This window comes from Streptomyces collinus (genome assembly GCF_031348265.1).
In the GTDB taxonomy this organism is placed as follows: Bacteria; Actinomycetota; Actinomycetes; order Streptomycetales; family Streptomycetaceae; genus Streptomyces; species Streptomyces collinus.
This window is the reverse complement of the sequence record NZ_CP133771.1, coordinates 3255880-3278477: the sequence shown is the minus strand read 5'-3', so window position 1 is coordinate 3278477 and position 22598 is coordinate 3255880. Positions and strand designations below refer to the sequence as shown.

The 22598-nt window shown below is 71.7% G+C and carries 21 protein-coding genes; 9 read left to right on the top strand and 12 right to left on the bottom strand.

Translation table 11 applies throughout. The features are described 5' to 3' along the window. Positions 1-72 precede the first annotated feature (72 nt). Genes RFN52_RS14720 through RFN52_RS14705 form a run of 4 tightly spaced genes read right to left on the bottom strand, consistent with a single transcriptional unit; the run spans position 73 to position 5063 of the window. A complete protein-coding gene (locus RFN52_RS14720; protein ID WP_184846724.1) occupies positions 73-1407 on the bottom strand; it encodes an AAA family ATPase in 1335 nt (444 codons plus the stop codon). After that, positions 1404-2996, bottom strand: coding sequence for a cytochrome c oxidase assembly protein (locus tag RFN52_RS14715; RefSeq protein ID WP_184846722.1), 1593 nt, complete (start codon positions 2994-2996; stop codon positions 1404-1406). Before RFN52_RS14715 ends, RFN52_RS14720 begins: the two co-directional genes overlap by 4 nt. Continuing rightward, the gene (locus RFN52_RS14710; RefSeq protein WP_184853896.1) at positions 2987-4120 is read right to left on the bottom strand and encodes a hypothetical protein; all 1134 of its coding nucleotides are present in this window, start codon (positions 4118-4120) and stop codon (positions 2987-2989) included. Before RFN52_RS14710 ends, RFN52_RS14715 begins: the two co-directional genes overlap by 10 nt. Beyond that, entirely contained in the window at positions 4071-5063 is a 993-nt protein-coding gene (locus RFN52_RS14705; RefSeq protein WP_184846720.1) for a phosphatase PAP2 family protein, read from the bottom strand. Before RFN52_RS14705 ends, RFN52_RS14710 begins: the two co-directional genes overlap by 50 nt. A 201-nt stretch (positions 5064-5264) precedes the next feature. Here RFN52_RS14705 and RFN52_RS14700 point away from each other — a divergent pair, with 201 nt between their 5' ends. Then, positions 5265-5888, top strand: coding sequence for a histidine phosphatase family protein (locus RFN52_RS14700; RefSeq protein WP_184846718.1), 624 nt, complete (start codon positions 5265-5267; stop codon positions 5886-5888). 16 nt (positions 5889-5904) lie between these two features. Here the strand turns inward: RFN52_RS14700 and RFN52_RS14695 are convergent, their stop codons facing one another. After that, positions 5905-7356 (bottom strand): NsdA family TPR-like regulatory protein, encoded by a 1452-nt coding sequence (locus RFN52_RS14695; RefSeq protein WP_184846716.1) that lies wholly within the window; start codon positions 7354-7356, stop codon positions 5905-5907. Between the two features lie 297 nt (positions 7357-7653). Here RFN52_RS14695 and RFN52_RS14690 point away from each other — a divergent pair, with 297 nt between their 5' ends. After that, entirely contained in the window at positions 7654-8049 is a 396-nt protein-coding gene (locus RFN52_RS14690) for a hypothetical protein (RefSeq protein WP_184846714.1), read from the top strand. A gap of 232 nt (positions 8050-8281) precedes the next feature. Further along, positions 8282-9151, top strand: coding sequence for a spermidine synthase (locus tag RFN52_RS14685; protein WP_184846712.1), 870 nt, complete (start codon positions 8282-8284; stop codon positions 9149-9151). A gap of 49 nt (positions 9152-9200) precedes the next feature. On the opposite strand, the gene RFN52_RS14680 is transcribed toward RFN52_RS14685, so the two are convergent. Further along, positions 9201-9713: a hypothetical protein gene (locus RFN52_RS14680; RefSeq protein WP_184846710.1), complete on the bottom strand. Its 513-nt coding sequence runs from the start codon at positions 9711-9713 to the stop codon at positions 9201-9203. Positions 9714-9853: 140 nt separating this feature from the next. Here RFN52_RS14680 and RFN52_RS14675 point away from each other — a divergent pair, with 140 nt between their 5' ends. The 6 genes from RFN52_RS14675 to RFN52_RS14650 all read left to right on the top strand — a co-directional run bounded on the left by RFN52_RS14675 (position 9854) and on the right by RFN52_RS14650 (position 16842). Further along, a complete protein-coding gene (locus RFN52_RS14675; RefSeq protein ID WP_184846708.1) occupies positions 9854-10558 on the top strand; it encodes a response regulator transcription factor in 705 nt (234 codons plus the stop codon). After that, positions 10555-11952 (top strand): sensor histidine kinase, encoded by a 1398-nt coding sequence (locus tag RFN52_RS14670; protein ID WP_184846706.1) that lies wholly within the window; start codon positions 10555-10557, stop codon positions 11950-11952. Before RFN52_RS14675 ends, RFN52_RS14670 begins: the two co-directional genes overlap by 4 nt. Before the next feature lie 242 nt (positions 11953-12194). Next, positions 12195-13508, top strand: a complete 1314-nt coding sequence (locus tag RFN52_RS14665) for an ABC transporter substrate-binding protein (RefSeq protein WP_184846704.1) — start codon at positions 12195-12197, stop codon at positions 13506-13508. Between the two features lie 31 nt (positions 13509-13539). Continuing rightward, entirely contained in the window at positions 13540-14523 is a 984-nt protein-coding gene (locus RFN52_RS14660) for a carbohydrate ABC transporter permease (RefSeq protein ID WP_184846703.1), read from the top strand. Continuing rightward, positions 14520-15461 (top strand): carbohydrate ABC transporter permease, encoded by a 942-nt coding sequence (locus RFN52_RS14655; RefSeq protein ID WP_229856311.1) that lies wholly within the window; start codon positions 14520-14522, stop codon positions 15459-15461. Before RFN52_RS14660 ends, RFN52_RS14655 begins: the two co-directional genes overlap by 4 nt. A gap of 25 nt (positions 15462-15486) precedes the next feature. Continuing rightward, the gene (locus tag RFN52_RS14650) at positions 15487-16842 is read left to right on the top strand and encodes a glycoside hydrolase family 36 protein (RefSeq protein ID WP_184846701.1); all 1356 of its coding nucleotides are present in this window, start codon (positions 15487-15489) and stop codon (positions 16840-16842) included. Positions 16843-16851: 9 nt separating this feature from the next. Here RFN52_RS14650 and RFN52_RS14645 read toward each other — a convergent pair whose 3' ends face one another. From RFN52_RS14645 to RFN52_RS14620, 6 genes are all read right to left on the bottom strand, one after another. Then, entirely contained in the window at positions 16852-17274 is a 423-nt protein-coding gene (locus RFN52_RS14645; protein WP_184846699.1) for a PIN domain nuclease, read from the bottom strand. After that, the gene (locus tag RFN52_RS14640; protein ID WP_184846697.1) at positions 17271-17486 is read right to left on the bottom strand and encodes a type II toxin-antitoxin system VapB family antitoxin; all 216 of its coding nucleotides are present in this window, start codon (positions 17484-17486) and stop codon (positions 17271-17273) included. The genes RFN52_RS14645 and RFN52_RS14640 overlap by 4 nt, the downstream gene beginning before the upstream one ends. Before the next feature lie 144 nt (positions 17487-17630). Next, positions 17631-19067: a GH1 family beta-glucosidase gene (locus tag RFN52_RS14635; RefSeq protein WP_184846695.1), complete on the bottom strand. Its 1437-nt coding sequence runs from the start codon at positions 19065-19067 to the stop codon at positions 17631-17633. Positions 19068-19168: 101 nt separating this feature from the next. After that, positions 19169-20074 (bottom strand): carbohydrate ABC transporter permease, encoded by a 906-nt coding sequence (locus tag RFN52_RS14630; protein ID WP_184846693.1) that lies wholly within the window; start codon positions 20072-20074, stop codon positions 19169-19171. Positions 20075-20085: 11 nt separating this feature from the next. Next, complete coding sequence (locus RFN52_RS14625) at positions 20086-21096, bottom strand: carbohydrate ABC transporter permease (protein WP_184853894.1); 1011 nt, start codon at positions 21094-21096, stop codon at positions 20086-20088. 5 nt (positions 21097-21101) lie between these two features. Further along, positions 21102-22427 (bottom strand): ABC transporter substrate-binding protein, encoded by a 1326-nt coding sequence (locus tag RFN52_RS14620; protein WP_184846691.1) that lies wholly within the window; start codon positions 22425-22427, stop codon positions 21102-21104. Positions 22428-22598: the final 171 nt, after the last annotated feature.

The window sequence follows — 22598 nt, the reverse complement described above, 5'->3', positions numbered from 1 at the left end:
GTGTTCATCGGCCGCCTCCGGCGGCGTGCCGGCCTCCGGCCGGCGGTGGGGAGGGTGTAGCGGGTGGTGGCGTCACGGGCGCCAGGTCACCCGGTGTTCGGCCAGGTGTGCGAGCACCGCGTGGTTCGCTTCCCAGCCGTCCGGGAACTTCACCACCGTCCCCAGTTGCACCGGCTCCGTCGACGGATAGTCGTCCAGCAGGTCGGTCACCCCCGCTCGGCAGACCACGATGCAGGCGTGCCGGTGGCGGGAGGCCAGGACGCAGAGGCGGCCCGTCTCCAGGTGGAAGGCCGTGGCGTCGGGGCGGCCGGAGAGGGGATGGAGGACCACCGTGACGTCGTACTCCCGGCCCTGCAGCCGGTTCGCCGTGTCCACGACCACGTCGGTGACGCCGAGGCCGGCCAGCGCCGAGCGGACCGCGGCCGCCTGGTCCCGGTGGGCCGTGCCGACGGCGATCCGGTCGGCGCTGAGAGGCGAGGGGGCCGGGGAGCGTTCCGAGGTCGCCGCCCCCGCCCGGTCGAGCAGGCGCCGTACGACCGTAGCCACCGCCCCGACCGCCTCCGGGTCCGTGCGCGGAGTGTGCCGGGCGGGCAGCTCCAGCAGGCCCCAGCCCGACGCGGCCGCCTCGTCGATCACCCGGTCGGGGCCCGAGCCGTCCGACGGCACGCCGAAGGCCAGGGTCCGGTCGCCGGGGCCGGTGCCGCTGCGGAACGGCGTGTACGGGTAGAACGCGTCCGAGACCAGGGGCGCCGCCGAGGCCGGAAGCCGCCAGGAGACCGGCAGCCGGTGCTGGGGCAGGTCCGGGTTGTGCGCGAGCAGGGTCGTCACCGCCGAGGCCGACGGGTCGTACGCCAGACCCGCCCACTGCTCGCTGCCCACGATCGCGAACGGATCCAGCTGCCCCGGATCGCCCACGAACAGCGCCCGCTCGAACAGCCCGGCCACCGCGAGCAGCGAGTCGGACCGCATCTGGTACGCCTCGTCGACGATCGCGTGCCGCCACGGCTCGTCGACCTTGACGTGCGCCCACTTCGCCGCCGTCGAGATCACCACGGCCAGCCCGGCCAGGTCGGCCGCCTTGGCCGACTTGCGTACGTTCTCCAGACCGTCGAGCGCCTTGTCGTACGGGTCGGAGTCGCTGCTGTGCAGCCGGCCCACCGGCAGCTCGGGGTTCTTCTCGGCGAGCCGCAGGACCAGATCGTCGACCTGGGCGTTGGTCTGCGCGACCACCATCAGCGGGTGACCCGCCTCGGCCAGTTCCAGGGCCGCCCGGACCACCAGCGTGGACTTGCCCGCGCCCGGCGGGGAGTCCACGACGACCCCGCGCGCGGTGCCGTGCAGCGTGTCGCGCAGGATCGCGTCGGTGGCCTGCCCCGCGGCGGCCGAGGGGTCGAACACCGTGGTCACAGCACATCCTCCTCGGTCACCGGGTCGGCTGCCTCCAGGGTCGCCTCACCGGGCGGCCCGCCGTGCGTCCACGGCGTCTCCTCCGGGTCGGGCAGCTTCGCGCCGCCCCGCTGCTCGTGCTCGAAGAGCGTGAAGCAGACCCGGTCGCCCTTCTCCGGCACCGAACCCGGCTCGGGCTCCTTGCCGCGGCCCATCTTGTCGAGGATCCGCAGCACGACGTACGCACCGTCCTCCTCGTCCGCCACGAACTCAGCCGACTGCGGCTTCCCGCCCAGCGACCGGTACACCTTCGTCCGCTCGCCGAGCTGCGGCCGGTCGTCCGTGCGCACCGTGACCAGGGGGCGCGGGCTGGGCCGCTTGCCGTCGCTGTACGCCATCACGACGTCGGTGACCTCACCCGCGAACGCCTCCCCGGACAGCCGCCGGCCCGCCATCACCAGCGGGTCGTCGAGGGCCTCCTGCGCCTCCAGCCGGGCCTGCTCGCGCTCGCGCGTGGCGAGCTTGTTCGCCGCGGTGACCGCGTCGTCGCGGCGCGGCTGCGGGGGCTCCCCGGCCAGCACCCGGTCGCGGTGGCCGGTGAACGACCAGCGGTCGCGCGTCCACCGCTCCTCGACCCGCGCCCCCTCGGGCAACTCCCGCAGCAGGTCCAGGCCCCGCCAGACCGCGTCCCAGGTGGGCCGGGTGCGGCTGAGCACCAGGTCGCGGATCTCCCGCTCGGCGGCGGTCAGCGCACCGAGCCGGTCGTCCGCCTCCAGGCCGTCCTCCGCGGCGGCGAGGGCGGTGCGGGCCCGGTCGTAGCGCTCGATGGCCGGGGCGAGCAGCTTGTTGTCGAACGCCGGGTCGGTGGCCGGACCGGCCGGCGGGCACGTCAGCTGACCCCGCTCGTCCCGCTCCAGCTCGGCCCGCAGCGCGGCCTCGGCGCCGGTGACGCCCTCCGGCGGGTCGATCCAGGCGAGCAGCGCGCCCAGGTGCTGGTCCTCCAGGGTGGACTGCCCGGTCACCCAGTGCCGGCCCAGGAGGTCGGTCATCGCCAGCAGCAGCGAGGAACCGGGCACCCGGGCCCGCTCCCCGAAGTGCGTCAGCCACCGCCCGAGCAGCGGCACCCGGGGCGGCGCCGGGTAGGGAGCCTCCGGATCCTGCTCCGCCGTACGCCGGAACCGCATCGAGCGCCCGAGCAGCCGCACCAGGTCGATGCCCGCGCGGCTGGGCACGATCAGCTGCGGCGCGTCCGCGCACAGATCGACCTCGACCTTGACGCGCTTGCCGGTCTCCGGGTCGGTCTCGGTGCGCTCGGCGGCCTCCACGGCCTCGGCGTAGGAGTCCACGTACGGCAGCACGACGCCGGCCAGTTCGGCCAGGAACGCGAACCTGAGGTCGCGGTCGCGGGGCTGCGGGACGGCCAGCAGACGCGGCGCGTCCCGGTCGGTGCCGATCAGTGCGCCCAGCGGGGCGCCGGCCTCACCGGCGGTGACCAGCGGCACCAGCACCAGCGGACGGTCGCCGAGATGCCGGTGCCGCACGGTGGCGGCAGGCTGGGCGCGGCCCGTGCTGACGGCTTCGAGGCGGGCCAGGGTGGAGATCAGCGACACGCCGCCTCCAGTGCCTCGGCCCGCAGGGCGGCCGCCCGCCGCAGGGCCGCCACGGCCGGGTCGCCGGGATCGCCCGCCTCGCCGCGCGCGGCTGCGAGGACCTCCTCCACGGTCGTCAGACCGCCCAGCTCCGCCCGGACCGGACGCCCGAGCGTCGTCACCGCGCCCTCCTCGCGGGACCGGGTCCGGCAGTGGAAGGCCAGCTCGCACGCGGACAGGCACTCGGGCGCGTACGTCGCCGGGACCGACTCCACGGCCGCCGTCAGCTCCTCGACCGGCAGCTCCGGCGAGAAGCAGGTGCCCTCGGGAAGCGCGTCGGCGATGTCCTCGATGCGGGTCAGCCGGGCCAGCTGACGGGCCGTGACCGCCCGCTGCTTGCGGATGTCGACGGCGGACGCGGCCGGCAGGTTGGAGAAGTCCCGGGGGCACACCAGCAGGACCCGGTGCCGCACCTGCGGGGCCGGGGCCCCTTCCGGGGCGAGACGGGCCGCGACCTCCTCCAGGGCCAGCACGTACACCGCCGCCTGCCGGGCCGCAGCCCCGACCTTCGCCGGGTCCGCCGAACCGTCCAGCAGGGGGAAGGACTTGATCTCCACGACCGTCCAGCCGCCGTCCGGATGGACCACCACCGCGTCCGGCTCCAGGAACGCGGGGGAGCCCGCGACGTCCAGCGCGAGCATCGGATGGTCGAGCAGCGTCCACACGCCCGGATGCGCGGTGGCCTCCCGCAGCTCCAGCTCCGTACGGGCCGTGCGCCCCTGGGGGCCGGACGCCGTCAGGTCGGGCACGCGCGCGTGGGAGGGCGGCTCGGCGGACCGGTCGAGCTTCTCGTGCACCAGCCGCAGCAGCTCCGCGCCGCCGTCGGCCTTGACCTTCGCCTCGAAGGCGTTGCCTCTGGTGAGCGCGAACTGCGACTGCCCGAACGCCGACGGCGAACCCAGCGCGCTCGCCAGGGCCGTCTTGTTCACCCCGGCGCCGTCGAGGATCGCGCGCCGCGCACAACCGGGGTTGGCGGCCAGCGCCGCCAAGGCACGCGCGTCCAGTGCCTTCGCGGGGACGTCGGGCCCGCGCAGCTCAGCGAGCTGCCGCTGGAGCGCCGTCCCCCGCGTCCTTGGGGGAGGCACCCGGCTCGGCTCCCGCTCCGTGCCGCGATTCGCGCTGCCGTGGAATTCGCTCACCCGCGGAAGTCTGGCATCCGGCACTGACAATCGAGGAACCTGCGGCGGAGGAGTCCGCCGCGACGGGGGCGGAAGCCGAGGCGGAGGAGTCCGCCGTGACCGGTGCGGCCGACGGCACGAACCGTGCCTTGAACCGGTCCGCGGTGCGCATCACGGCGGGGGTCAGCAGCAGTCCGGCACCCATGACGGCCGCGCCCGCCACCGCGTCGAGGAAGTAGTGGTTGGCGGTGCCCATGACCACGATCGTCGTGATCAGGGGGTAGGCGACGGCGGCCGTCTTCGTCATGCGCGTACCGCCGAAGCGCCACAGCATCACGCCGCACCACAGGGCCCAGCCCACGTGCAGACTCGGCATGGCCGCGTACTGGTTGGTCATGTCCCCCATGCCGCGCGGCGCGCTCGCGGCGCCGCCCCACCAGCCGTACGAGCTGTACTGCGCCATCGTGTCCACGAAGCCGTGGCTCGCGTCGAGGAGCCGGGGCGGGCAGGTCGGCAGCAGGGTGAAGCCGATCAGGCCGATGAGGGTGGACGTCATGAGCCAGGTGCGCGCGGCGCGGTAGCGCACGGCCCGGGAGCGGAAGAGCCACACCAGGACCGCCGGTGTGACCAGGTAGTGCAGCGACGCGTACCAGAAGTCGGCGGGTATGCCTATCCAGGCCTCGCGCGTGAAGAGGCGGTTGAGCGGGTGCTCGAAATTGAGGTACAGCGCCTTCTCGAAGCGCAGGAGCGCCAGACCGTGGTCGACGGCGCCGGAGACGTCGCCGCGGGCGAGGAGCCGGCCGGCCGAGTAGAACCCGTACACCAGAAGGATCAGCGGCAGCTCGGTCCACCAGCGCAGCCTGGGCGCGGGGGCCGCCGCCTCGGTGCCCGGTGTCTCGGTGTGCTGCATCCGATCGTCCTCCCCCTTCGTCGTCACGCGTAGCCCGTTCGGCCGTGCCACTTTACGGCGTGGACCCGCGCCCCGGGGGGCGCCTCCGGCCCTCAAAGACGCAGAGATCGCCCCCCGGGTTGCCTGCGGGGGGCGTGCGCGATGATGGGGGAGTTCCCCAAGCGTCGTTCTTCTCGCATTGTTCTTCCGGAAAGGTGCCCCATGCCCGCGCGCATCCTGCTGGCCCGCCACGGACAGACCGAGTGGTCCCTGTCCGGCAAGCACACGGGCAGGACGGACGTGCCGCTCCTGGAGGAAGGCCGGCGCGGCGCCGAGCGGCTGGGCGAGCGCCTGCACCGGGCGCCGCACGACGGTCTGGCCGGCGTCGAGATCCGCACCAGCCCGCTGGCACGCGCGCGTGAGACCTGCGAACTGGCCGGCTTCGGCGACCGCGCGCGCACCTGGGACGCCTTGCTGGAGTGGGACTACGGGGCGTACGAGGGCATGACCCCCGCGGACATCCAGGCCGTCCGGCCCGGCTGGCTGATCTGGCGCGACGGCGTGCCGGGCGGGGAGTCGCTCGCCGAGATCACGGCCCGGGCCGACGAGGTGGTCTCCTGGGCCCGCTCCGAGGACCGCGACGTCCTGGTCTTCGCCCACGGGCACATCCTGCGCTCCATCGGGGCGCGGTGGCTGGGCCTCCCGATCGACTTCGCGGCCCGGATCCGCCTGAACCCCACATCGCTGTCGGTGCTGGGCTGGGCCTACGGGGAGCCGGCGATCGAGAGCTGGAACGACCTGGGGCACCTCGCCCAGGACGTGCCGGACGTCGCGCGGCGGGCGTGACGTTCGCGACAGTCCCTCAGGCCGTCCGCGGCGCCGAGGCATGCCGCTCCAGGAACGCCGACACCCCGGAGGCCCTGCGGTGCGGCAGCAGCACGCGCGCCGTCGCCGCCAGCATCGTCTGCACCCGGGACGACTGAACCTCCTCCAGCAGATCCAGCACCCGCATCCCCGCCACCGCCGCCTCGTCCGGCCGGCCCCCGCGCGCGAGGTCGTCCGCCAGCTCCGCCGTGTAGAGGGCGATGTTCCGGGTGAAGTGCGGATCCTGCAGCGCGGCGGCCCGGCGCGCATGGCGCGCCGCCCGGGGCCAGTCGCCGAGCGTGGACCAGCACTGCGCCTCCAGGCCCTCCAGTTCGGCCTCCCCGTAGAAGCTCATCCACTCCGGGTCGGCGTCCGAGGGGCCCCGCTCGAAGAAGGCCTGCGCCCGGGCCAGTGCCTGTTCGCAGCCGACGCGGTCGGCGAGCCCCGCCCAGCCGCCCGCCTCGCGCAGCGCGAGCAGCGACATCAGCCGGGCCGAGCCCACCGGCCGGGCGACGCGTTGCGCGGCCTGGGCCGCCCGGACCGCCTCGCGCGGCCGGCCCGCGTCGCGCGCCAGGAACGCCGTGTTGCAGAAGGCGTGCGCCTCCAGGCCCGGGTCACCGGTCATGCGGGCGGTCGCGAGGGCCTCCGCGTAGTGCGAGCGGGCGTCGTCGAAGCGCCCCGAGTCGTGGGCCAGCCAGCCCACGGAGATGGCCAGTTCACCGGCGCCCGAATAGAGCCGGTCCGCCGTCGTCTGCCGGGTCGTGCCGGCGTCCAGCAGGGCGTAGGCCGCACGGAGCGGGGCGGCGGCGCGACGGTAGAGGCCGTCGGCCCCGTGCCGGTCGTCCAGCAGCCGGATCCGGCGGACGGCTTCTTCCAGGGCACCCGCGTCGCTCGCCCCGGCGCGGTGCACGGGGCGCTGCGCCGCCGTGGCGTCGAGGGCGAGGCCGACAGGCCCCAGTGAGGCGGCGGCCACCGTGGCGCCTCCGCCGGTCATGAACGCGCGACGTAGCACGTCGCTCTCCTCGTAGGTGTCGTGCGGGTGGTGCGGGTCGTACAGGTTCTGCGTTTCATACGGCTCGCCCGCCCCGCTGGTCTCACTCGCGGCGTTCGCCGGGTTCGCGGTGCGCGTCAGGGGCGCCCCGTCGGCTTCGCGCGCCCGGCGTCCGCGTACCGACGAGCGGGGCACGAACCCCAGGTCTGTGAGTGTGCGGCCTGGGAACATGTGCAGGAACACCCGTTCGTACGCGTAGTTGGGGCAGCGGATCTCGCCCGCCTCGACCCGGCCGATGTACCGCGCGTCACAGCTGACCTGCTCGCCGATCTCGAGCCCGGCCCGGCGGATCGCCGCGGCGAACTCGGCCGGTGAGCGCTGTCCGCGCAGTCGCCGGAAGACGAGGTTCGGCCGTGGCGGCCGGTGGGGTTGAGACGAGGTCAACGATGACGACGCCATGGCCGGGTCCTCCCGTGCGAACCGTCGAACCATGCCGGATGCAGGGCGACTTGTTACGTTATGCCTGCATCGTCTACCCAGTATCCGGCGAGCAAGAACGTACCTGCTGTGATGGAGTCACCACGCTGGGTTTTGCTACAAACCGGATATCTCATCCGTGATCTGCCATGAAGTGCCATCCTTTGCGGCCGACTTCCGCCGTAGCCCTTGACTGCCTGCCGCGTTTAACTCCGCGGACCGGGAGGGCCCCGACTCCCGACCGCTCGTCCAAGCAGGGCTTTTCGTGGTGGAGGCCGGATGGAGATCAGCCGGATCAGCGATCCTCGTACGCCGCCGGGCACACCGGCGGCCGGCTGCGATGTGGTGACGGTGCCGGCACGGCAGGGGCTGGAGGCGGTCGACATCCTGCGACGCGGACCGGGGGACGCGGTGGGACCCGTGCTGCACGACGACGGCGGTGACACCCTCGGCTTCCTGGTGCCGCCGGGGACGGCCGCCGCGTGGGACGTGCCGGGCAGCACCTGCACGGAGACCGACGGACGCGGACTGCCCCTGGCGCCCGAACCCCCCGGGGCGGGCCCGGACTGGCTGCTGCCGCCCGGCGAGGCCGACCTCGCGACGGACCCCGCGGCGCTGCGCGAGGCCCTGGGGGAGGCCGCCCGGATGATCAAGGCGGCCGACAGCTGCCGCTGAGGCGCCCGGACGCCGGGCCGCGGAGCATGCACCTGCCGGGCAATGAGAGCGGGCACCCGCCGGGCGGCGGAAGCACGCACTTGTCGGGTGGTGGGAGCGGGCACCCTCCGGGCCGCGGGAGCACGCACTTGTCGGGTGGTGGGAGCGGGCACCCTCCGGGCCGCGCGAGCACGCAGCCTCCGGGCCGCGGGAGCGTACGCCCTGCTTAACAGGCCACCCCGATAATGACCCCATGGGAAAGTCCAAGGGCGGCCGACGCAGACAGGCCGGTGCTGAGGCCGTCGTCGAGAGCGTCGACGGGGGGCTCGCCGAGCTGATCCCCGATCGCGAGCGGCCCCGGGCCTGGACGCTCGTGATCGACGGAGCCCCGCAGTCGCACGTCGACCTGGACGACCCGGCGTACCTGTCCTTCGAGTACCAGCGCCGCCTCGGGCACGTGATCGACCTCGTCGCCCCGCCCGGCCGGCCCGTCCACGCCGTGCACCTAGGCGGCGGCGCCCTCACCCTCGCCCGCTACGTCGCCGCCACCCGGCCCCGCTCCACCCAGCTGGTCGTCGAACGGGACGGCACCCTCGTCCAGCTGGTCCGCCGCGAACTGCCGCTGGATCCGAACGCGCGCATACGGGTGCGCTCCGCCGACGCCCGCGAGGGTCTCGCCAAGGTGCCGGACGGCTGGGCCGACCTCGTCATCACCGACGTGTTCAGCGGGGCCCGGACACCGGCCCACCTGACCTCGACCGAATTCCTCGACGACGTACGCAGGACCCTCAAGCCCGGCGGTGTCTACGCCGCCAACCTCGCAGACGGACCGCCGCTCGCCCACCTGCGCGGCCAGATCGCCACCGCCGCCGCCCGCTTCGGGCAGCTCGCGCTGGTCGCGGATCCGGCGGTGCTGCGCGGCAAGCGCTTCGGGAACGCCGTCCTGGTCGCCTCCGACCACCCGCTGCCGACAGCCGAACTGACCCGCCTCGCCGCCTCCGACCCGCATCCCGCCCGGGTCGAGCACGGCAGGACGCTCACGGACTTCACCGGAGGGGCCGCGCCCGTCACGGACACCGCGGCGGTGGCGTCGCCGGCGCCACCGGCGTCGGTGTTCAGATGACCGGCCACGGCGCCCGGCCGAGAGGGGCGCCGACGGCCGCCCGCGCCACTCAGTACGTCCCGATGTCCACCCGCGGCGGCCCGTCGTGCCACGTGCAGAACACCGACACCCGGTCCGCGCCCGAGGAGAACTCCACGCGGATCCACGACTCCGTCTTCCACACCTGCATCGACCAGTCCGCCCCGGGCGTCGCCGAGACGAGCGAGGCGGAGGTCTTCCCGAGATCGAAGACCGCCCGGCCGCCGTCGGTGTCATAGCTCTTCACCCGGCCCGAGGCGGCGGGGGCGGTGCTGGGCGAGGGCGTGGGAGCGGGGCTCGGCCTCCCGGCCGTGGAGGCCGGGGGCGTGCTCTGCTCCCGCCGCTTCGGCGGAGGCGTCCGCTCCGGCGGCGTGGCCAGTGCCTTCGGCTCCCGCGTGGCCGCGTCGGCGGCCTTGATGGGCAGAGCGCGCGGCGGATCGTAGGCCGTCCCCGCCATCACCGTGTGGACGCCCCACCACGACAGCGTGACCGCCGCGCCCGTGGCGAGCAGCCAGGCCAGTACGTGTACGAGTCCTCTGCGCATCGCGGGCCATACTGCCTCACGCGCCACGCATGCCCCACGCGATGTCTGCAAAAGGGGCCGTGCGGTGGTCCGTTGTCCCCAGCCGGGGAGTTGTCCACAGGCCCGCACCCGGCTGTTCGAGATGGCGTACGGTGCGGCGCATGGCAAGTGTGCTCGTGGTCGAGGACGACCAGTTCGTACGCTCGGCGCTGATCCGGCACCTGACCGACGCCTCGCACACCGTGCGCAGCGTCGGGACGGCGCTGGAGGCGCTGCGCGAGGTCGCCCATCTCCGTTTCGACGTGGTGATCCTGGACCTCGGACTGCCCGATCTCGACGGGTCCGAGGCCCTGAAGATGCTGCGCGGGATCACCGACGTGCCGGTGATCGTCGCCACGGCCCGGGACGACGAGACGGAGATCGTCCGGCTGCTGAACGCCGGGGCGGACGACTACCTGACCAAGCCCTTCTCGGTCGAACACCTCTCGGCCCGTATGGCGGCCGTACTGCGCCGCGCCCGCTCCGGCCCCGCGGAAGGGGAGCCGTCCCCCGTGATCCGGGTCGGCGGCCTGACCGTCGACCCGCTGCGCCGCCAGGCCGAGTTGGACGGCGCCCGACTCGACCTCACCCGCCGCGAGTTCGACCTGCTCGCCTTCCTGGCCCGCAGGCCCGGTGTCGTCGTGCCCCGCAAGGAGCTGCTGGCCGAGGTGTGGCAGCAGTCCTACGGCGATGACCAGACCATCGACGTCCATCTGTCCTGGCTGCGCAGGAAACTGGGTGAGACGGCGGCCAGCCCGCGCTATCTGCACACCCTCCGGGGCGTCGGTGTGAAGCTCGAACCCCCCGGGGCGGGTGCTCCGCGATGAGGTGGGCCCTGGTCAAGGTGTCACTGGCGGTGACCACCATGGTCGTGGTCGCCTTCGCGGTGCCGCTCGGACTCGTCATCCGCGAGCTGGCCCGCGACCGCGCCTTCTCCAACGCCGAGCGGGAGGCCGCGGCGGTCGCCCCCGCCCTGTCCATCACCACCGACCGCGACCAGCTGGAGCGGGTCGTCGCCTCCGCCGGTTCCGACACCGGGATGGCCGTGCACCTCCCGGCGGGCGACGGCCAGGAGGCCCTCGAACTGGGGCGCCGGCGCGCCGCCGAAGCCGACATCGCGGCCGTGCGGAAGCTGGGCCGCGCCTCCACCACCGGCGTCGCCGGCGGATCGACGCTGCTGCAGCCGGTCGCCCTCAGCACCGGCAAGATCGCGGTCGTCGAGGTGTACGTGCCGGAGTCCGACGTCACCAACGGCGTGGGCACGGCCTGGGCGGTGCTGGCCGCCGTCGGGGTGGCACTGATCCTCGGTTCGGTCGCGGTCGCCGACCGGCTGGGCGTCCGCATGGTCCGGCCCGCGCAGCGCCTGGTCGAGGGGGCGCACGACCTGGGGGAGGGCCGGCTCGGCGCCCGTGTGCCCGAGGAGGGCCCGAGCGAACTGCGGCTCGCGGCGGTCGCGTTCAACTCCATGGCCGACCAGGTCGTCCAGCTCCTGGCGAACGAGCGGGAGTTGGCGGCCGACCTGTCCCACCGGCTGCGGACGCCCCTGACCGTGCTGCGGCTCAACACCGCCTCGCTCGGCGAGGGACCGGCCGCCGACCAGACCCGCACCGCGGTCGAGCAGTTGGAGCGCGAGGTCGACACCATCATCCGTACGGCCCGGGAGGCCAAGCCGCAGACGGCCGCGGCCGGTCCGGGCGCCGGGTGCGACGCGGCCGAGGTGGTCCGGGAGCGGATGGCGTTCTGGTCGGCGCTCGCCGAGGACGAGGGCCGCAAGTGGCGGGTGGCCGGGGCCGACCGGCCGGTGCGCATACCCGTGGCCCGCGCCGACCTGGCCGCCGCGCTCGACGCGCTGCTCGGCAACGTCTTCCGGCACACCGCGGAGGGCACCGCCTTCGCCGTCGACGTGCACAACGGCGAGGACGCGGTGATCGTCCTCGTCTCCGACGCGGGCCCCGGCATACCCGACCCCGAGGCCGCGATGGCGCGGGGCCGCGGCTCCGGGAGCGACGGCTCGACCGGGCTCGGCCTGGACATCGTGCGCCGGCTGGCGGAGTCCACCGGCGGGGACGTACGGATCGGCTCCTCGGTGCTCGGCGGCACGGAGGTGCGCATCTGGATCCAGCTCGACGGCCGCGCCCCCGCGACCGGAGGACACCGGCAGCCGCGGCGCCGCCGCCCCGGCCGGCTCGCGGCCGCGTACCACCGCTCCCGCTCCCGCTGAGCGCTCCCGGTCCCGCTGGCCGCTCCCGCTCCCCTGACCGCTCCCGGTCCCGCCGGCCGCTCTCTTTGAGCCGCCTTCACGAGACGGTCACGTTTCGACAAATGAAGGGAACGGCTCTTGACGCATGACCGGACATGCGGCTGTCATTGCGCCACCGTGTTCGGTCAAGTTGATTTCTGGTCGATTACGGCTGGATTTCACGCCACACCCTCGTGGCCGAACCCTGCCCTCAGGAGCCGTCCATGCACGACCTCTCTTCCTCCGGATCCTCCCTCCCCGTCCCCAGCCGCCGCACCCTCCTGCGCGGCATGGGCGGCGCGGCCCTGCTCGGCGCCGGCATACCCCTGCTGAGCGCCTGTGGCGGCAGCGGGTCGTCCGCCGACCCGAAGACGGTCAGTCTCGGCTCCAACTCGTCCGACGCCGTGCCGAAGAAGGCGTTCGCGGAGATCTACGCCGCGTTCACCAAGAAGTCCGGCATCAAGGTCGACGTGAACACCAAGGACCACAACACGTTCCAGGAGCAGATCAACTCCTATCTGCAGGGCACGCCCGACGACGTGTTCACCTGGTTCGCCGGCTACCGCATGCAGTTCTTCGCCTCGAAGAAGCTGGCCACGCCGATCGACGACGTGTGGCAGAAGATCGGCGGCAACTTCCCCGAGGCGATGCAGAAGCTCAGCAAGGGCGAGGACGGCAAGTACTACTTCGTGCCGCTGTACACGTACCCGTGGGCGGTGTTCTACCGCAAGAGCGTCTTCGCGCAGCACGGATACAAGGTCCCCACCACCTGGGACGACTTCGTCGCCCTGTGCAAGCGGATGCAGAAGGACGGGCTGGTCCCGATCGCCTTCGGCGACAAGGACGCCTGGCCCGCGATGGGCACCTTCGACCAGATCAACTTCCGCACCAACGGCTACGACTTCCACGTCGAGCTGATGGCCGGCAAGGCCTCCTGGACCGACCCCAAGGTGCGCAAGGTCTTCGACCACTGGACGGAGATCCTGCCCTACCACCAGGAGGGCGCGGTGGGCCGCACCTGGCAGGACGCGGCGCAGACGCTGGTGGCCAAGAAGGCCGGCATGTATCTCCTGGGCACCTTCGTCGGCCAGCAGTTCACGAACAAGGCCGACCTGGACGACCTCGACTTCTTCGCCTTCCCGGAGATCGACCCGCAGTTCGGGCAGGACACCGTCGAGGCGCCGACCGACGGCTTCATGCTCTCCAAGGCCCCGAAGAACCGCGACGGCGCCGTCAAGCTCCTGGAGTACCTGGGCACCCCCGAGGCCGAGCAGATCTACCTGAAGGCCGACTCCAGCGTGGTGGCCGCCTCCACCAAGGCCGACACCTCCTCCTACACCGCGCTGCAGAAGAAGTCCTTCGAGATGATCTCCGGCGCGAAGAGCCTCACCCAGTTCATGGACCGCGACTCCCGCCCGGACTTCACGTCCACGGTGATGCAGCCCGCGCTGCAGAACTTCGTCCGCAACCCGAAGAGCGTCGACAGCATCCTCTCGTCGATCGAACGCCAGAAGAAGACGATCTTCGCCTCCTCCTGACCGAACGGAGACTCGACGACTCGGATCCGACATGACTGCCACCTCCGCGAAGGCCCCGGAGCCGGCCACCCCGCCGGCTCCGGGGCCCGCCCCCACACCCGCGCCCGCCAAGGCGCCCCACGGCCACCGGCGTCTGCTCACCCGCCGCGACCGTCTCACGCTCGGCCTGATGGCGGGCCTGCCCACGATCCTGCACGTCGCCCTGGTGTGGCTGACGGCGCTGGCCTCGATCGCGCTGGCCTTCACCACCTGGGACGGCATCGGCTTCGACTCCATCACATGGGTCGGCCTGCAGAACTTCAGGGAGCTGTTCACCAGCAACCCGCAGTTCTGGCCCGCCGTCGAGCACAACGTGATCTGGTTCGTGGTGCTCATCCTGCTGCCCACGCCCTTCGGCCTGTTCCTGGCCGTGCAGCTCGACAAGAAGATCCGCTTCAGCCGCGTCTACCAGACCGCGTTCTTCCTGCCGGTCGTGATGTCGCTGGCGGTCGTCGGGTTCGTCTGGCAGCTGATCTACAACCCCGACACGGGCCTGATCAACAGCATCATCGGCGCCAACAAGCCCGGCCACTACATCGACTGGATCGGCGACCCGGACCTCAACCTGTGGGCCGTGCTCGTCGCCGCGTCCTGGCGCCACACCGGCTACATGATGATCCTCTACCTGGCCGGCCTGAAGAGCGTCGATCCCGCCCTGCGCGAGGCCTCCGCCCTGGACGGCGCGGGCGAGTGGCAGACGTTCAAGAACGTGGTGTTCCCGACCCTGCGGCCCACGAACACCGTCGTGCTGGTCGTGACGATCATCGAGGCGCTGCGCGCGTTCGACCTGGTCTTCGTCTTCAACAAGGGCGCCCAGGGCACCGAACTGCTGTCGATCCTGGTGACGAACAACATCATCGGCGAGTCCAGCCGGATCGGATACGGCTCCGCGATCGCCGTCGTCCTGCTGGTGATCTCCCTCGCGGTGATCATCCCGTATCTGATCGCCACCTTCCGGAAGGAGCGGCGCGCATGAGCTCCCACCCGTCGCCCACCACCGCCCTGAACGTGGCGCTTCGCGCCGCCCCTTTGAACTCTGGCGCCCCGCGCAGGCAGCGCACCCCGATCCGCCCCGCCCGGATCCTGCTGCACACCTTCCTCGTCGTCACGGCCCTGGCCTGGCTGGCGCCCCTGCTGTGGGCCCTGCTCGCGGCGATGCGGCCGTACGCGGAGACCAGCGACAAGGGCTATGTCTCCTGGCCCGACCAGCTCACCTTCGACAATTTCACCAACGCCTTCCAGCAGTCGGACATGCTGCACTACTTCGGGAACACGCTGCTGATCGCGGTCCCGGCGGTGCTGCTGACGCTGCTGCTGTCGTCGATGGTCGCCTTCTACGTCAGCCGCTTCGACTTCCGGGTCAACCTGTTCCTGCTGCTGGTGTTCACGGCCGGCAACCTGCTGCCCCAGCAGGTGATCATCACCCCGCTGTACCGGCTGTACCTGCTGATCGACCTGCCCGGCATCACCATGAGCGGCAAGCTGTACGACTCCGCGCTCGGCCTGGTGCTGATCCACGTGGCGTTCCAGTCCGGGTTCTGCGCGTTCGTGCTGAGCAACTACATGCGCTCGCTGCCGCACGAGCTGACCGAGGCCGCCCTGGTCGACGGCGCCTCCGTGTGGCGGCTGTACTGGCAGATCGTGCTGCCGCTGTGCAAGCCGGCGATGGCGGCCCTGGCCACCCTGCTCTCCATCTGGATCTACAACGACTTCTTCTGGGCGATCGTGCTGATCTCCACCGGCGAGAACATGCCGATCACCTCGGCGCTGAACAACCTCTCCGGCCAGTACTTCACCGACCCCAACCTGGTCGCCGCCGGCGCCCTGCTCACCGCGATCCCCACCCTGATCGTCTACTTCGCGCTCCAGCGCCAGTTCGTCAGCGGCCTCACCCTGGGCGCCAACAAGGGCTGACGCCCGCTCCCCGAAAGAGAACCCCGTGCACCACCCCTTCACCCCGGTCGCCTCCGTGCCGGTCGATCCCCGCAAGGCGCTCGTCCACGAGGAGGGCTGGCAGTCCTGGAGCCCCAGCGGCGCCTACGCCCTCGACGCGACGCCTCCCCCCAGCTCTCGGCTTCGCGCGGGCAGGGGGCGCCCCCATCGCCCGGCCAACGCCAACTGGGCCACGGTCTGCTACCGCCCCGGCGTCACCGTCCCCGCCGGCACCTTCCAGGGCGAGGGCCTGCTCGCCCTCGACCCCGGCGACGGCTCACCGGCCCGCCTCTGGGCCGCTGCCGAGCCGACGCGTGAGGTGCCGTCGATCCGGCTGGTCAGCGGGGACGGCCGGGTCGCCGAGATCAGCGCCGACGGGCCGGTGAAGGAGTGGACCGGCCCGGACATCCCGTCGGTTTTGGGCGAGTGGGCCACCGGCCTCGGCCTCGACGCCCCCCGCCCGGCACCGACCGTCTGGTGCTCCTGGTACGAGTACTTCACGGCCGTCACCGAGGACGACATCCACGAGAACCTCCGCGCGATGGACACCCTCGACCTGCCCGTCGACGTCGTCCAGATCGACGACGGCTACCAGCGCGCCCTCGGCGACTGGCTCACCCTCTCCGGCCGCTTCCGCTCCCGCGCCGGCATCGCCGAGAAGATCCGCTCCCGCGGCCGCCGCGCCGGTATCTGGGCGGCCCCGTTCCTCGTCGACCCGGCGAGCGACCTGGCCGCCGCCCACCCCGACTGGCTGGTCCGCGACACCGCCGGCGGCTTCGCGCACGCCGGCCGCAACTGGGGCCACGACCTGCGCGTCCTGGACACCACCCACCCGGACGCCGCCGCGTACCTGACCGACGTCTTCACGACCCTGCGCGCCGAGGGCTACGACTACTTCAAGACCGACTTCCTCTACGCGGGCGCCCTGGACGGCGTACGCCACGCGGACACCGACGCCCTCACGGCCTACCGCGCCGGCATCGCCCTGATCCGCGAGGCGATCGGCGAGGACGCCTACCTCCTGGGCTGCGGCGCCCCGATGCTCCCCTCCATCGGCCTGTTCGACGCCATGCGCGTCAGCCCGGACACGGCACCCCACCGCCGCCCCGAGGCCGACGACTACAGCCAACCCGGCCAGGACCCGGCCGAGTTCACGGGAGCGGCCCGCCAGTGGCAGCACAAACGCCTCTGGACCAACGACCCGGACTGCCTGATGGCCCGCCCGGCGGTCGAGACCCGCGAACGGTGGGCGGCCCATGTGGAGTCCACCGCAGGCCTGATGGCCTCCAGCGACCGCCTGCTGTCCCTGGACCGGTGGGGCGTGGACACGACCCGCCGGCTCTTCGAAGGCGTCACCCGATGATCTGCCCCGTCACTTGCCGTCTTCCGGGCCGTACCACTGAAGGGCCTGGCCGGTCACGGAAGCGATGCACTCGAAGTCGCGATCGCGGTGCAGGAGAGTGAGCCCCTGCAACTCGGCGGTCGCGGCCACGACCAGGTCCACCGGCCCTGCGCTGCGATGCTGTCCGCGCTTGGTCAGTGCCTCCTGGACCCGCCAAGCGCGGTCGTAGGCACGGTCGTCGACGGGTACCCACCCGAAGATCAGCCGCAGGTCCTCGATCCCCCGGGCACGGTCCTGGGCGGACCGCGCACTGTAGAAGAACTCGAACTCGGTGATCGGAGAGGTCGCGATGAGTCCGGCCGCCGCGGCCTGGTCCCAGCCGTACTGCTCGGCATCGCGCCGCAGGAACCGGGCGAGCGCACTGGTGTCGATCAGGAACTGCGCCGCGTTCACCGCCGGTAATTCCCCTTGTCCTCGAAAAGATCGAGGTCGAAAGCGCCGTCGGTGGCCGCGGTACGCAGGCGTGTGAGAGCCAGTGCCCGTCGGCGGTTGTCCAGCACTTCGCGCAGGGCGGTGTTGACGGTCTCCCTCTTCGTGCTCGTGCCGAGTGCCTTGGCGACGTCGGCGAGCAGATCGTCGTCGAGATCGATCACTGTGCGGCTCATCGATGACACCTCCTCGTATATCAAAGATGCTGCCGATTATATATCGCCCTGTGTGATGCCTCCGGCGAGTCATGACAGCCGCCGGGGACGGAGGGGCGCGGCACTCCCCTAATCGTGCCGCGCCCCGCCCCCGTCCCCCGTCGGTCAGACCGCCTCGGCCTCGGGCAGGGCCCCGGTCCGCGCCGCCCGGCCGTACCACCGGGCGCTCGTCTTCGGCGTGCGTTCCAGCGTCGCGTAGTCCACGTACACCGCGCCGAAGCGCTTGCCGTAGCCGTAGGACCACTCGAAGTTGTCCATCAGGGACCACAGGTAGTAGCCGCGGACGTCCGCGCCGTCGTCGATCGCCCGGCGGACCGCCGACAGGTGGCCGTGCAGGTAGGCCACCCGCTCCGGGTCGTGCACCCGGCCGTCGGAGTCGATCTTGTCGTCGTAGGCCGCGCCGTTCTCCGTGATGTACAGCGGAAGGCCCGGGGCCTCCCGGGTATAGCGCATGATCAGCTCGTGCAGGCCGGTCGGGTCGATCGTCCAGCCCATCTCGGTGCGGTCGCCGGGCGTCTGGTGGAAGGCGATGTCGTCCGCGGCCGGCCACGGCGAGTGGTCGCTCGCCCCGTGGCCGTCGGCGCGCGGCGCCTTCGCCGACGCGTCCGCCGCCGAGACCAGCGAGGGCGTGTAGTAGTTGAGGCCCAGCGCGTCCAGCGGCTGGTTGATCAGCTCCAGGTCGCCGCCGAGGACGAAGTCCCAGTCCGTGAGGGACGCCGTCGCCACGTACAGCGACTCCGGGTAGGCACCGTGCAGCATCGGCCCGTGGAACACACCGTTGGCCAGGTCGTCGATCCTGCGGGCCGCGTCCAGATCCGCCGGGTCCTGCGAAAGCGGCCGCACCACCGAGGAGTTGAGGCTGACCGCCACCGTGTTGCGGGCCGGCATCGCCGACCGCAGCGCGGACGCGCCCAGCCCGTGCGCCAGGTTCAAGTGGTGCGCGGCGCGCAGCGAGGCCACCGGGTCCGTACGGCCCGGGGCGTGCACCCCGGAGGCATAACCCAGGAACGCGCTGCACCACGGCTCGTTGAGCGTGATCCACTGCTCCACCCGGTCGCCCAGCGCCTCGCCGACGATCTGCGCGTACTCCGCGAACCGGTACGCCGTGTCACGCTCCGGCCAGCCGCCCGCGTCCTCCAGCTCCTGCGGCAGGTCCCAGTGGTAGAGGGTCACGGCCGGCTTGATGCCCTTGGACAGCAGCTCGTCCACCAGCCGCCGGTAGAAGTCCAGGCCCTTCTGCACGGCCGGGCCCCGGCCGGTCGGCTGCACCCGCGACCACGAGATGGAGAAGCGGTAGGCGCCCAGGCCCAGCTCCGCCATCAGCGCCACGTCGTCGCGGTAGCGGTGGTAGTGGTCGACAGCGATGTCACCGGTCTCACCACCGGCCGTCTTGCCCGGCGTATGGCTGAAGGTGTCCCAGATCGACGGCGTACGGCCGTCCTCCCGCACCGCGCCCTCGATCTGGTACGCGGACGTCGCCGCGCCCCACAGGAAGGCGGGCGGGAAGGTCACCGCAGTGGCCGGGTTCTCGGAGTCAGGCATGGAAGCGCTCCCAAAGGGGGTCGAGGAGACCGATGTCGGAGGGGGAGGGGAGGAGAGAAGAGGGGCCGGAGCGGCGCTGACCCGGCCCCCGGGCGGAACGATCAGCCCTTGACGGCGCCCTGCATGATGCCGCCCACGATCTGCTTGCCGAAGATCGCGAAGACCAGCAGCAGCGGCAGCGTGCCCAGCAGCGCGCCCGCCATGATCAGGGACTGGTCGGGGGTGTAACCGCGGCCCAGACCCGCGACCGCGACCTGCACGGTCGGGTTGCCCATCTGGGTCAGCACCAGGAACGGCCACATGAAGTCGTTCCAGGTCTGCACGAACGTCAGCATCCCGAGCACGGCCATCGCGGGCCGGGCCGCCGGGAACACCACGTGCCACACCACCCGCCAGCTGCTCGCGCCGTCCACCCGGGCCGCCTCGATGATCTCGTCCGGCAGAGCCTGGATCAGGTACTGGCGCATGAAGAACACGCCGAACGCGCTCACCAGCGACGGCAGGATCACCGCCTGCAACTGGTCGGTCCAGTCGAGCTTGGCGACCATCATGTACAGCGGGATCACACTCAGCTGCGGCGGCACCATCATCGTGCCGATCACGATCAGCATCAGGGCGCCGCGGCCCCTGAACCGCAGCTTGGCGAAGGCGAAACCGGCGATCGTCGACATGAAGACGATGGTCAGAGCCGAAGTGCCCGCCACGATCGTGGTGTTGAAGAACGCCTCGCCCAGGTTGGCGTCCTTCCAGGCGATCTCCAGCTTGTCGAACAGACCCGAGCCGAACCAGAACGGCGGCGGCGTCTGCGCGAGCCGCTGGTTGTCACGCGAGGCGGCGATCGCCGTCCACACCAGCGGGAACAGCGAAACGAGCGTGAACACGATGAGGATCGCGTACGCGATGGGGCCACCGTGCAGCTGCCCGCCGGCCCGCGCGGACTTCGGCAGCCGGGGGCGCCTGGTCTTCTCGACGGGCTTGGTCTCCGGGGGCGTCACAGTCGTCGTCACGGCCACACTCCTTAACTACTGGCGCGCAGCCGGCGCGAGATGACGTAGTTGACGATGCCGATGACGATCAGGATCAGGAACATCGTCCACGCGATCGCCGAGGCCCGGCCCAGGTGCTGGGCGACCCAGCCCTGCTCGTACAGATACAGGCCCAGCGTCTGGAACTGGTGCTCCGCGCCGCCGGAGGTGCCCTTGTTGGCGTCGAACAGCAGTGGCTCACCGAAGACCTGGCTCGCCCCGATCGTCGACACGACAACGGTGAACAGGATCGTCGGACGCAGCGCCGGCAGCGTCACATGGATGAACTGCTGCCAGCGGTTGGCCCCGTCCAGGGCGGCCGACTCGTACAGATCGTGCGGGATCGCCTGCATCGCGGCCAGGTAGATCAGCGCGTTGTAGCCGGTCCAGCGCCAGATGATGATCGACGAGACGGCGATCTGCGAGGGCCACTTGTCGTTCTGCCAGTCGACCGGGTTGATGCCGACCGTGTCGAGCGCCCAGTTGATCATGCCGTAGTCGCGGCCGAAGAGCAGCACGAACACCAGCGAGGCGGCGGCGATCGACGTCGCGTACGGCGCGAGCATCGCGACCCGGAAGAACGTCGAGGCGCGCAGCTTGTAGTTGAGGATGTGGGCGATGCCCATCGCCATCAGCAGCTGCGGAACGGTGGAGATGATGCCGATGGTCAGGGTGTTCTTCGCCGCGTTCCAGAAGAAGTCGTCGTCGAAGATCCGGGTGTAGTTGCGCAGCCCGACCCAGTTCATGTCGGTCGGCGCGGTCAGCTCCACCTGGTGCAGCGAGGCCCAGCCCGTGTAGATCAGCGGGAACAGGCCGAACGCGACGAACAGCAGGAAGAACGGCGACACGAACGCGTACGGGCTCCAGCGGATGTCCCGCTGCCAGCGCCGGGACAGCCGGTCCCGGCGGCGCCGCTCCTTCTCCGCGGCGGCGTCCTCGGGCGGGCGGCCCGGGGCCGCGCCCCCCTTCACGGGGAGCGCGGCGGTGTCGTTGCGGGTGGCCATTCGGGTCACTGGTCCAGCTTGTTGTCGATGGTCTTGATCGCGGACTCCCAGGCGTCCTTGGCGGACTTGCCCTTCGTCACCAGGATCACGCCGTTGTCCGACAGGCCCTGCATGATGATCTGGTCCTTCGGGCCGATCACCTGGACCGGGGCGGCCTTGGCGGCCTCGGCGAAGATCGGACCGATCTTCTGGCCACCGGTCATCTCGTTCGTCGCGCCCGTCACTTCGGGCATGGTGTAGGCGGACGGGGCGCTCGGGAAGCTGGCCTGCACCTTGAACAGCTTCGCCTGCTGCTCCGGCGCGGTCAGCCAGGTCACGAACTTCTGGGCTTCCTTCACGTTCTTGCCGCTCTTCGGCACGGTGAGGAAGGTGCCGCCCCAGTTGCCGCCCTTCGGCGCGACGGCCACGGCCCACTTGCCGGCGGCGTCGGGCTTCGCGTTGCCCTTGATCGTGCCCAGCATCCACGGCGGGCAGGCGATCGCGGCGAACTTGTTGTTGGCGATCGTGGAGTTCCAGGACGGCTGGAACTGGGTCTGCGACTGGACGAGGCCCTTCTCGGCGGCCTCCGCGGTCAGGTCGAAGGCGGCCTTGACGGCCGGGTTCGTCTTGTAGATGACCTCGCCGGAGGAGTCGTAGAACTTCTCCTTCTCGCTGCCGAGGATCGCGTTGATCAGGCCGCCGGGGGAGTCCATGAAGAACGTGCCCTTGGGGGCCTTCGACTTGTACCGCTCGCCGACGTCGACGAGCTTGGCCCAGTCACCGGCCCACAGCTTGCCGACCTCGGCCGGGTCGGTGGGCAGACCGGCCTGCTTGAAGAGGTCCGTGCGGTAGCAGATCGCCATCGGGCCGACGTCGGTGCCGAGGCCGATCGTCTTGCCGTCCTTGGTGGTGGCCTGCTGCCACTTCCAGGGCAGCCACTTGCTCTTGTCCACGCCCGGAGCCTTCGACATGTCCTCGAGCTTGTCGGCCTGGGTGGCCGTCACCTCGGCGATGTTGGCCACCTCGACGGCCTGGACGTCCAGCAGGCCGCTGTTGGTGGTCAGGTGGTTCAGCAGCGCCGGGTAGTAGTTCTCGTTGCGCTCGACGACGTTCTGCTCGATCTTGATCTTCGGGTTGAGCTTCTCGTACTCGGCGTAGAGACCGGCTTCCTTGAAGCCCATGGTGCCGAAGAGGCCCACCGAGATCGTGGTCTTGCCGCCGCTGTCGCCGTCCGACGAGTCGGAGCCGCCGTTTCCGCCGTCGTCGGCACAGCCGGCCAGCAGCCCGGCGCCCAGCGACGCGACGGCCGCGACGACCATCGCCTTGCGGGCGGTTCGGATGCGTGCTCGCATGTCGTCCTCCTGTTGCCCTGACGTGCCGACCCCCCGGCCAACTGCATCGTCGGACCGTTTTACGCGCTAAAGGCTCGGGCGGGGAACGTGCGGGTTGTGTATGTGTCAGGTAGTGTGGGAGCGCTCCCACCGGTGATGTGTTGAAGAGTCCCCGGTCGCGGCGGGGGTGTC

Bases quoted from the DNA above. Each gene is read 5' to 3' on its own strand.
- RFN52_RS14700 (WP_184846718.1), top strand. From the start codon at position 5,265: ATGCCCGCGCGCATCCTGCTGGCCCGCCACGGACAGACCGAGTGGTCC.
- RFN52_RS14665 (WP_184846704.1), top strand. From the start codon at position 12,195: ATGCACGACCTCTCTTCCTCCGGATCCTCCCTCCCCGTCCCCAGCCGC.
- RFN52_RS14655 (WP_229856311.1), top strand. From the start codon at position 14,520: ATGAGCTCCCACCCGTCGCCCACCACCGCCCTGAACGTGGCGCTTCGC.
- RFN52_RS14695 (WP_184846716.1), bottom strand. From the start codon at position 7,356: ATGGCGTCGTCATCGTTGACCTCGTCTCAACCCCACCGGCCGCCACGG.
- RFN52_RS14670 (WP_184846706.1), top strand. From the start codon at position 10,555: ATGAGGTGGGCCCTGGTCAAGGTGTCACTGGCGGTGACCACCATGGTC.
- RFN52_RS14685 (WP_184846712.1), top strand. From the start codon at position 8,282: ATGGGAAAGTCCAAGGGCGGCCGACGCAGACAGGCCGGTGCTGAGGCC.
- RFN52_RS14660 (WP_184846703.1), top strand. From the start codon at position 13,540: ATGACTGCCACCTCCGCGAAGGCCCCGGAGCCGGCCACCCCGCCGGCT.
- RFN52_RS14680 (WP_184846710.1), bottom strand. From the start codon at position 9,713: ATGCGCAGAGGACTCGTACACGTACTGGCCTGGCTGCTCGCCACGGGC.
- RFN52_RS14705 (WP_184846720.1), bottom strand. From the start codon at position 5,063: ATGCAGCACACCGAGACACCGGGCACCGAGGCGGCGGCCCCCGCGCCC.
- RFN52_RS14640 (WP_184846697.1), bottom strand. From the start codon at position 17,486: ATGAGCCGCACAGTGATCGATCTCGACGACGATCTGCTCGCCGACGTC.
- RFN52_RS14635 (WP_184846695.1), bottom strand. From the start codon at position 19,067: ATGCCTGACTCCGAGAACCCGGCCACTGCGGTGACCTTCCCGCCCGCC.
- RFN52_RS14620 (WP_184846691.1), bottom strand. From the start codon at position 22,427: ATGCGAGCACGCATCCGAACCGCCCGCAAGGCGATGGTCGTCGCGGCC.
- RFN52_RS14675 (WP_184846708.1), top strand. From the start codon at position 9,854: ATGGCAAGTGTGCTCGTGGTCGAGGACGACCAGTTCGTACGCTCGGCG.
- RFN52_RS14690 (WP_184846714.1), top strand. From the start codon at position 7,654: ATGGAGATCAGCCGGATCAGCGATCCTCGTACGCCGCCGGGCACACCG.
- RFN52_RS14625 (WP_184853894.1), bottom strand. From the start codon at position 21,096: ATGGCCACCCGCAACGACACCGCCGCGCTCCCCGTGAAGGGGGGCGCG.